At 51.6% G+C, this 9,106-nt stretch carries 7 protein-coding genes; 6 read left to right on the forward strand and 1 reads right to left on the reverse strand.

Going from position 1 to position 9,106, the window contains the following annotated elements; genetic code table 11:
* Positions 1-34 precede the first annotated feature (34 nt).
* The 5 genes from gatA (at position 35) to A8990_RS12605 (ending at position 7,310) form a co-directional block, all read left to right on the forward strand.
* Positions 35-1,492 carry an Asp-tRNA(Asn)/Glu-tRNA(Gln) amidotransferase subunit GatA gene (gatA, locus tag A8990_RS12585; protein WP_116189376.1) on the forward strand — a complete coding sequence of 486 codons (1,458 nt, stop codon included), beginning with the start codon at positions 35-37 and terminating at the stop codon, positions 1,490-1,492.
* Positions 1,493-1,529: 37 nt separating this feature from the next.
* A complete protein-coding gene (gene gatB, locus A8990_RS12590; RefSeq protein ID WP_116189377.1) occupies positions 1,530-2,972 on the forward strand; it encodes an Asp-tRNA(Asn)/Glu-tRNA(Gln) amidotransferase subunit GatB in 1,443 nt (480 codons plus the stop codon).
* Positions 2,973-3,106: 134 nt separating this feature from the next.
* Positions 3,107-4,942, forward strand: a complete 1,836-nt coding sequence (locus A8990_RS12595) for a DUF4097 family beta strand repeat-containing protein (protein ID WP_116189378.1) — start codon at positions 3,107-3,109, stop codon at positions 4,940-4,942.
* A gap of 81 nt (positions 4,943-5,023) precedes the next feature.
* The gene (locus A8990_RS12600; RefSeq protein ID WP_116189379.1) at positions 5,024-5,458 is read left to right on the forward strand and encodes a Fur family transcriptional regulator; all 435 of its coding nucleotides are present in this window, start codon (positions 5,024-5,026) and stop codon (positions 5,456-5,458) included.
* A gap of 127 nt (positions 5,459-5,585) precedes the next feature.
* Entirely contained in the window at positions 5,586-7,310 is a 1,725-nt protein-coding gene (locus A8990_RS12605; RefSeq protein ID WP_116189380.1) for a glycosyl hydrolase family 18 protein, read from the forward strand.
* 71 nt (positions 7,311-7,381) lie between these two features.
* Here the strand turns inward: A8990_RS12605 and A8990_RS12610 are convergent, their stop codons facing one another.
* Positions 7,382-7,765 (reverse strand): YgzB family protein, encoded by a 384-nt coding sequence (locus A8990_RS12610; protein WP_116189381.1) that lies wholly within the window; start codon positions 7,763-7,765, stop codon positions 7,382-7,384.
* Between the two features lie 145 nt (positions 7,766-7,910).
* Here A8990_RS12610 and A8990_RS12615 point away from each other — a divergent pair, with 145 nt between their 5' ends.
* On the forward strand, positions 7,911-8,786 hold the full coding sequence (locus tag A8990_RS12615) for a nucleotidyltransferase-like protein (RefSeq protein WP_245995986.1): 876 nt from the start codon (positions 7,911-7,913) through the stop codon (positions 8,784-8,786).
* The last annotated feature ends 320 nt before the right edge of the window (positions 8,787-9,106 follow it).

Raw genomic sequence — 9,106 nt, forward strand, 5'->3', positions numbered from 1 at the left:
AGACACGCTTACATAGCGAAAGGAGGAAAGGCTGTTGGCACTCTTTGATTTACGCCTTCAGGACGTACATAGCAAGTTGAGAACGAAAGAGCTGTCGGCTCTTGACCTCGTAGAGTCTTCCTACGCGCAAATTGCGAAGACGGATGAATCCGTTAAAGCCTTTTTGACATTGAATGAAGAGGGCGCGCGCAAAGCAGCAGCTGAGCTGGACGGCGCTCTGCAAGCAGGCGGCGAGCAAGGATTGTTGTTCGGTCTTCCTGCCGGCATCAAGGACAACATCGTAACGGAAGGAATCACAACGACTTGCGCAAGCCAGTTCCTGCGCAATTATGATCCGATCTATGACGCTTCCGTTGTGAAGAAGCTGAAGTCCGCGCAGTCGATCACCATCGGCAAGCTGAACTTGGACGAGTTCGCGATGGGCGGCTCGAACGAGAACTCGAGCTTCTTCCCTACGCGCAACCCTTGGAACACGGATTACGTTCCGGGCGGCTCCAGCGGCGGCTCCGCAGCATCTGTTGCTGCCGGACAAGTCTACTTCTCGCTCGGCTCCGATACCGGCGGCTCGATTCGCCAGCCGGCGGCATACTGCGGTATTGTCGGCCTCAAGCCAACGTACGGTCTCGTATCGCGTTTCGGCCTCGTTGCCTTCGCTTCGTCGCTTGACCAGATCGGCCCGCTGACGAAGAACGTTGAGGATTCCGCGTATGTGCTGCAAGCGATCGCAGGCTACGACCCGAGCGATTCGACCTCCGCGAATGTAGAGATTCCTGACTACGTCAGCGCACTAAGCGGCGATGTGAAAGGTCTTCGCATCGGCGTTCCGAAGGAATACATGGGCGCAGGCATTGATCCGGCTGTTAAAGAAGCGGTACTTGCTGCTTTGAAACAGTTCGAGAGCCTTGGCGCAACATGGGAAGAAGTGTCGATGCCGCATACCGAATATGCGGTTGCGACATATTATCTGCTTGCTTCCTCGGAAGCATCGTCCAACCTGGCGCGTTTCGACGGCGTCCGCTATGGCGTTCGCGCAGAGAATCCGGACAACCTGATTGACCTGTACCGCAAATCCCGCAGCCAAGGCTTCGGTCCGGAAGTGAAGCGCCGGATTATGCTTGGCACATATGCGCTCAGCTCCGGCTACTATGACGCGTATTATCTGAAAGCACAGAAAGTCCGTACGCTGATCAAGCAGGACTTTGACAATGTGTTCAAGGACTTTGACCTTATCATCGGACCGACTGCGCCGACAACGGCATTCCGCATCGGTGAGCAAGTGGGCGATCCGCTCACGATGTATTTGAACGATATTTGTACGATTCCGGTCAGCCTTGCTGGCGTTCCAGCAATTAGCGTGCCTTGCGGCTTCGCGGACGGCATGCCGATCGGTTTGCAAATTATCGGCAAAGCGTTCGACGAGCGCACGGTGCTTCGCGCCGCGCATGCGTACGAGCAGCACACTGAGCATCACAAACAGCGTCCGCAGCTATAATCGTGCGCGGATGCCAATGAAGCAGGAGGGCTAATCGATGTTTGAACCGAACCAATACGAAACGGTTGTCGGGCTTGAAGTGCACGTCGAGCTCCATACGAAGAGCAAAATCTTCTGCGGCTGCTCCACGTCCTTCGGCGCCCCGCCGAATACCCATACATGCCCGATTTGTCTCGGGCACCCTGGCGTGCTGCCGGTGTTGAACCGCCAAGCGCTGGAATTCGCGATGAAGGCTGCAATGGCGCTCAACTGCCAAATCGCCGACATCAGCAAGTTTGACCGGAAGAACTACTTCTACCCGGATTCGCCCAAAGCGTACCAAATCTCGCAATACGATAAACCAGTCGGCGAGCATGGCTGGATCGACATCGAAGTCGATGGCAAGACGAAGCGCATCGGCATTACGCGTCTTCATCTTGAAGAAGACGCGGGCAAGCTGACGCATATTGACGGCGGCTTCGGATCCCTCGTTGACTTCAATCGTGTCGGCACGCCGCTCGTTGAGATCGTATCCGAGCCGGATATCCGTACGCCTGAAGAAGCAAAGGCGTACCTCGAGAAGCTGAAAGCGATCATGCTCTATTGCGAGGTGTCCGACGTGAAGATGGAAGAGGGCTCGCTTCGCTGCGACGCCAACATCAGTATCCGTCCTTACGATCAAGAGCAGTTCGGCACACGCGCCGAGCTGAAGAACATGAACTCGTTCCGCGGCGTTCAACGCGGTCTGGAGTATGAGCAAATGCGCCAAGCGGACATTCTTGACAGCGGCGGCAAAGTCGTTCAAGAAACGCGCCGCTGGGATGAGACGCAAGGGAAGACATTCTCGATGCGTTCCAAGGAAGAAGCGCATGACTACCGTTACTTCCCGGATCCGGATCTCGTGCAGATCCACATCGACGATGAGTGGAAAGCTCGCGTGCAAGCCTCGATTCCGGAGCTCCCGGATGCGCGTCAAGCTCGCTATTCAGCGGAGTATGGTCTGCCATCCTATGATGCCGGCGTCATTACATCTTCGAAGAAGCTTGCTGATTTCTTCGAAGAGAGCCTGCAGTATACGAAGGATGCCAAGGCGGTATCGAACTGGATCATGGGAGATCTGCTCGGCTATTTGAACGCAGGCGGCCTTGAGCTGGATGCGATCAAGCTGACAGGCCAAGGTCTTGGCGAAATGATCGGTCTCATGGAGAAAGGGACGATCAGCAGCAAAATCGCGAAGACCGTGTTCAAGGAGATGCTCGAGACAGGCAAAGGTCCGCAGCAAATCGTCGAAGAGCAAGGACTTGTCCAAATCAGCGACGAAGGCGCACTCGCGGAAGTGGTTGACCGCATCGTAAGCAGCAACCCGCAGTCGGTCGAAGATTTCAAGGCTGGTAAAGAGAAGGCCATCGGCTTCCTCGTCGGCCAAGTGATGAAGGAAACGAAGGGCAAAGCGAACCCGGCGCTGGTCAATAAGCTGCTGGTTGAGCGCTTGAACCAATAATACTGATGTAGAGGCATGTCCACCCAGCGTGGACATGCCTCTTCTGCATACCAATAAATGTGATACAATATGTACTATATAATAATGACAAGAAGAAGCTTGGAAGTCGGAGTCGAGGAAAGGGGGCCACAACAATGTCTGTGCGCGAGCGTTCGAAGAGTGCATTCTTTGCACCGTTATTTGCATTTGTCGTCCCAGGCGGCGGGCATCTGGCGCTGGGCAAGCATTTGACAGGGCTGCTCCTCCTTCTTGGCACCTTGACCGATATCGCTGCAATGATTCGCTTTGCCGATGAGGGCGGCGGCAAATATGCGCTGCTGATCATTTTTCTCGGGCTCTCGCTGCCCGGTTTCTGGTTCTACAGCGTCTTCGATACGCTGCAGCTGAAGGCGAAGCTGCGCGCCGAAGCCGCTTCTGCCTCCGTCATCGCCGAAGCTGCCACCTCCTCCGCCTCCGCCTCGGCGGAACCGCAGCCGCAGCAGAGGACCACCAGCGGCTTCATCGCTGCGCTGCAAGGAATCAGCGTCATTGGTCTGGCGCTCATTCTGCTATGGCTCGTGCAAGCACCGGAAGCGCTGCTCGCGGCGCTTGATGATATCGGCTCCTACGCCCCTGGAGCGGGCTTGATCATACTTGCGCTATTCGCGGCTTCCAGGAGGAAGAATGGGATGTTCAAGCTCGGCCGGTTTACTGTCGCAGCTGTGATGATCGTCATCGGCTCGTTTCTGCTCTGGGACCAAGTCCGCGGACGCAACGATATCGAGCTGCTCGGCAAGTGGTGGCCGGCCGCTTTTGTCCTGATCGGCGTTGAGATGGTCGTCCTGAGCCTCGTGTACCGCACAGCACCACGGAAACCAGCCTTCGATCTAGGCGGCGCGCTGCTCGCGACAATCATTGCGGTCACTGCCTTCGGCGTCACGCAATATGCATCGATGCCTTTTCGCTGGTTGGACGAATTTAAGGTGAACCTCACCGGAACTAGCGGATATAGTGAAGAGAAGGGTTTTCAATATAACAAAGGTTTGCTCAGCGAGGTACTGGACACGGACACGTCGAGCATAGCGATCAATAATCCGAACGGCAAAGTGACTGTAAGACGCGGGGATGTCGATGCCGTTACAGTTCAGACCGTCATGTGGGTCGATTCTGTTGAGAAGACAGAGGCCGACGAAGTAGCAGAGAAGTCAATTGTCACAATAAACGGCGGCAAGAAGATAGAAATCGAGGCAAAAGGCCATCCTTACGGTGCTAATGGCAACCGAGTCCCGCGTATGAATATGATAGTGACTATACCCGCTCATTCGATTTTTGGTGTACCGCAAGCAACTTTAACGCCGTCAACGACGTCTACGACAGAGATTGAAGCGGAGCTCAGTCTCGACATTATGAATGGCTCGGTTGATATTTCTGGGCTCAATTTACCCGGCGGCGTTCAAATTCGAGCGGCGTATGGAGAGCTGGAGCTGCGCAATATGACTGGTCCAATTGATGCGGAGACGAAGAACGGAGGCATTATAATCTCCGATTTGCAAGGTGATTCGACGCTTAGCGCCCTGAGCGGCAACATCAAATTGTTTAAAGCTGCCGGCTCCGTACAAGCTTCCACGCAAAGCGGCGACATCGAGCTGCAGCAAATTACAGGCGACATTGAGACCGATACGAAGAATGGCCAAATTACGATTAAAGAAGCTTCCGGCGCAATCAAGGCGGATACGCTGAATGGCGATATTGATCTGGTTAGCGCTGCCGTCGGAGGCGATTGGGACATTGACAGCTCCATAGGCGAGATTCATTTGCTGCTTCCAGTGCAGGGCAATTATTCGGTCAATGGTTCCGTTACATTTGGTGATGTTTCGAGCGATTTGCCGCTAACCATTAGCAAGAAAACAATTCGAGGCAGCATCGGTTCAGGAACGTTTCGAATCAACATTAATGCGAACAGCAGCATACTGGTAAATCGTTACAAATGATAAAATGATTTTCCACTTCATTGACAAAACGAAAAGCATGCACGTAAAATGGTTCTAACAAAGCGGAAAGGACGTGCCAATATGGGTGCAACCGTTGAACAAGCACTAGAACAATTGAAAAGCACCGGCGTTCGTATGACCCCGCAGCGTTATGCTATCTTAAGCTATCTCATGCATTCCATGACTCATCCCACTGCAGATGAAATTTATAAGTCGCTTTCGCCGTCATTCCCTAGTATGAGCGTGGCGACCATTTATAATAATCTCCGTCTGTTCGTTGAAGCAGGTCTTATTAGGGAATTGACTTACGGTGATGACTCAAGCCGATTTGATGCTGATTTATCCGAGCATTATCATGCGATTTGCCGCTCCTGCGGTACGATTGTCGATTTCGACTACCCGCCGCTTACCGATGTGGAAGCTGCAGCCTCCAAAGAAACTGGATTTAAGGTAGAAGGTCATCGCATGGAGATCTACGGCATCTGCGCAGATTGCACAACGCGGCACAATCATTAATTTTATTCATTTTATTCGATTTGAACATTTGAACTGGACGCGCGCCTGAGGAGTGAGAGCTCACCTTCATGCGCGTTTTTTATTCTTGTCCTTTTTACCGTTTACCATCAGGGAGGAGTGTTACAACGTGGAAACCGTACGTTTTCGGCCTAGGCGCAAAAGTGGAGGCTGGCTGAAATGGGTTGTTTTGATGAGTGGATTGCTTGCTATGTTCAGTGTGATCTGGGTAGGCTGGGAACGGCTGTCCCCTAACAATACAGTAGTTAAGCCGGACTATGGTACGACGCATCCGATTCTATATCATGGTGAAGCTGCCAAGGACGGAGCATTAGTGGATGGCGATCAGATCAGGCTGCCGTTATCATTCATATATGATCAATTAGGGCTCAAGCAGGAAGTGTACTTCGAGGAGAAGACGGGTTCGATCGTTATGACGAATGCGAACAAAGTGCTTCGCTTTAAGACGAATGCGCTGACGGCGACGATGAATAAGAAGGAATATCCGCTGCGTATTGCGGCAGAGGTGAAGGACAATGTCGCCTACTTGCCGACGACACCGTTAGAAGAGCTTTACGGTTTGAAGATTGAGTATAATGCGACTGATGATATCGTCACGGTTATGCGTGCAGGAGATGCGGTGCAGCGCGGGATTTCGCCTGAGGAAGGCGTCATTCGTACAAGCCCATCCATACATGCAACAATCGTCAAGCGTCTTACCCAGAAGGAAGAATTGCGCATTTGGGGCGAAAAGGATGGCTGGTACACGGTTCAGAGTATCGATGGCGTTTCCGGATACGCACAGAAGAAGGCTGTCACGCTCACAGAGCTTGAACAAATAGACGCCCAGCAGGAGCCTGCTCCTTATAATGCATGGAAGGTCATCGGCAGCAAAATCAACCTAACCTGGGAGGCGGTCTACCAGAAGGCACCGGATACGAAGCAGATCAGTGATATGCCAGGGGTGAATGTCGTTTCTCCAACCTGGTTCGAACTGCTCGATGGCAAAGGGAATATTAAAGGCAAAGCGGACATGCAGTACGTCAATTGGGCGCACAAGAAGGGCATGCAGGTGTGGGCAGTGTTCAGCAACAGCTTCGAGCCGGACCGTACGTCAGCCGCGCTCGGCAGTGCGGATGCGCGCTTGCAGATGATTCGCCAGCTGTCCGCTTTTGCAGAGATGTATAAGCTTCAAGGGATCAACTTGGATTTCGAAAATGTGAACACAGCGGACAAAGCGAATCTCGTTCAGTTCGTGCGTGAGCTGACACCTCTGATGCATGAGCAAGGTGTCGTTGTATCCATTGACGTGTCGCCGAAGTCGAACAGCGAGATGTGGTCTTTGTTCCTGGACCGGGCTTCGCTGGGCAAGACCGTCGATTACATGATGATCATGGCCTATGATGAGCACTGGGCATCCAGTTCTACCTCCGGTTCGGTGGCATCTTTGCCTTGGACCGAGCAATCGATTAAGACCATTATTGAAGAAGACGGTGTTCCCGCTAACAAAATCGTGCTGGGCATGCCTCTTTATGCAAGGTTATGGACGGAGAAGACAGACGATAGCGGTAAGACGAAGGTGACGTCGAAGGCGCTCGGAATGGACGCCATCAATAACATTATCGCGGATCATAAACTGAAGCCGACTTTCGATGCAGATTCCGGTCAGCATTATGTAGAGTACAAAGAAGACGGAGCGCTTCAGCGCATCTGGATTGAAGATGGACTATCGATGAAGTCGCGTACAGCACTTGCCAAGAAATATGGACTAGCTGGCGTTGCTACATGGCAGCGGCAGTTCTCATCCGATGATATCTGGGGCACCATTAATCAATCATTGAAGCAACTGCCATAATCGTAGATCATAACAATAACGCCCTTAGCGAGGTCCTCATGACCATGCGAAGGGCGTTTGTTTGTTAAAGACTATGCTTGAGGCTGAGTAATCTCCTCAGTTTCGTTAAGTTCCTCGGTCTCGTCCAGATCGGTTGCTTGCTTTGGATCGAGGGTCATTTTCGTTTTGCAATACATGCAACGGTCCGTTTTGCCGAGCATCTTCGTATGACGGCCGCATTCCGGACACGTAATAATGCGTGCGCTTGTTGAGAGCATGCCTGCCCAGAAGTAGACGCCTACGCTGGCGAGCATCGCAATCATCCCGATAACCATGAAGATCGCCGCGAACACTTTACCGGCTTGTCCCCAGAATACAATCCCGGCCGTGCCCAGTATCATTAGACCCATGCCGAATAGCGTGAATACGAGGCCCCAGAGCCGAAATTCGTTAATTTTACTAGATTTTCCGAACAATATCTTCAATCCTTTCTGACAAATACCAGCGCTTTTCTATTTAAGCTAGGCAGGAAAATGCGCAGACATTGTCGAACAACAAATATAAACAACTGCGAAATCATTATAGCTTAAACCAATGCGCGAAGCTATATGGAGGATAGACGTGGAACATATAAAAGAGCATTTTAGGCAAAGTTTTGAACATAATGAGAATGTGATCAGCCTGGCTGCAATCGAGAATCCTTTTCGATATAATCCGTTGATTGACGGATTGGATCTCCTGCTGCTGGTCGTATCGTCATCGGATGAGCAAGGCAGAGGTATCGAGCATGTCAGTTTCAGCGGAGAGCGGATACAGATCAGAACTGTAAGTCCAGCAGTGCTTGAGCAATGGACGGCAGGCGTGGAGAACCGAAGCATCATACAATGGCTCGCTCAGGGGGAGATCCTATTGGATCGGGACAATTACTTAACGGATTTACGCGACAGCTTGTTGTCATTCCCATCTACTGTACGTGGACAGAAGGAGCTTGCTGAGTTCTCCAACTTTTTACGCACTTATCTGCAAGCGAAGCAGGATCTGCAAGATAACAATCTGCTCGACGCTTATACGCATATTCTTGCAGCACTTCATCATTGGGCACACATTGCTCTTATAGAAGAAGGAGCTCATCCTGAGCTGACTGTATGGCGGCAAATGCGCAGGTTCAATCCAGGTATCTATAAGTTGTATGAGGAGCTGACGACTTCGCCGGAATCGCTCGAGAAGCGGGTACAGCTTGTCCTACTCGCTTGTGAGTTCTCTGTGATGAACAAAATGAAATCGTCCTGCGAGCTGCTCTTCACGATTTTATGCAGCCGTGAGGAGCCGTGGAGCGTAATGGAGCTGCAGCTTCATCCATTGTTAATGGAACTGCACATCGATTTGTCGCTTTTGCTGCAGAAGCTGGTCAAGCGCGGATACATTCGCGAGGTCGCATATATGCCATTTGCGTCTGATGCAGAAGCGCTGGAGCTGCGGTATCACTGCGTTTCATAAGGGTTTAAATCGCAGGCTGAAATAGCCTGCGATTTTTTTGTCGAAATATGCTTGACGTGTTATAGGGGGATGTGATAAATTCTTTATTACCGCCTCCGAGAAACGGGCAAACAGCTGAGAAGCTGGCAAGCAAGCAAGAAAAAAGTTTTAAAAAAAGTGCTTGCAATTGAACGACCGGATGTGATATATTAATCAAGTCGCCGCTGAGACGATGGCGAATCAATGAGAAACAATTTGTTCCTTGAAAACTGAACAATGAGCGACCTGTCAAACAGGTTTTAAAGCGTCGAAACGCTCATCATCATCTAGGTGACGATGGA

The sequence above is a fragment of the Paenibacillus taihuensis genome, assembly GCF_003386535.1.
Lineage (GTDB): Bacteria > Bacillota > Bacilli > Paenibacillales > Paenibacillaceae > Paenibacillus_Z > Paenibacillus_Z taihuensis.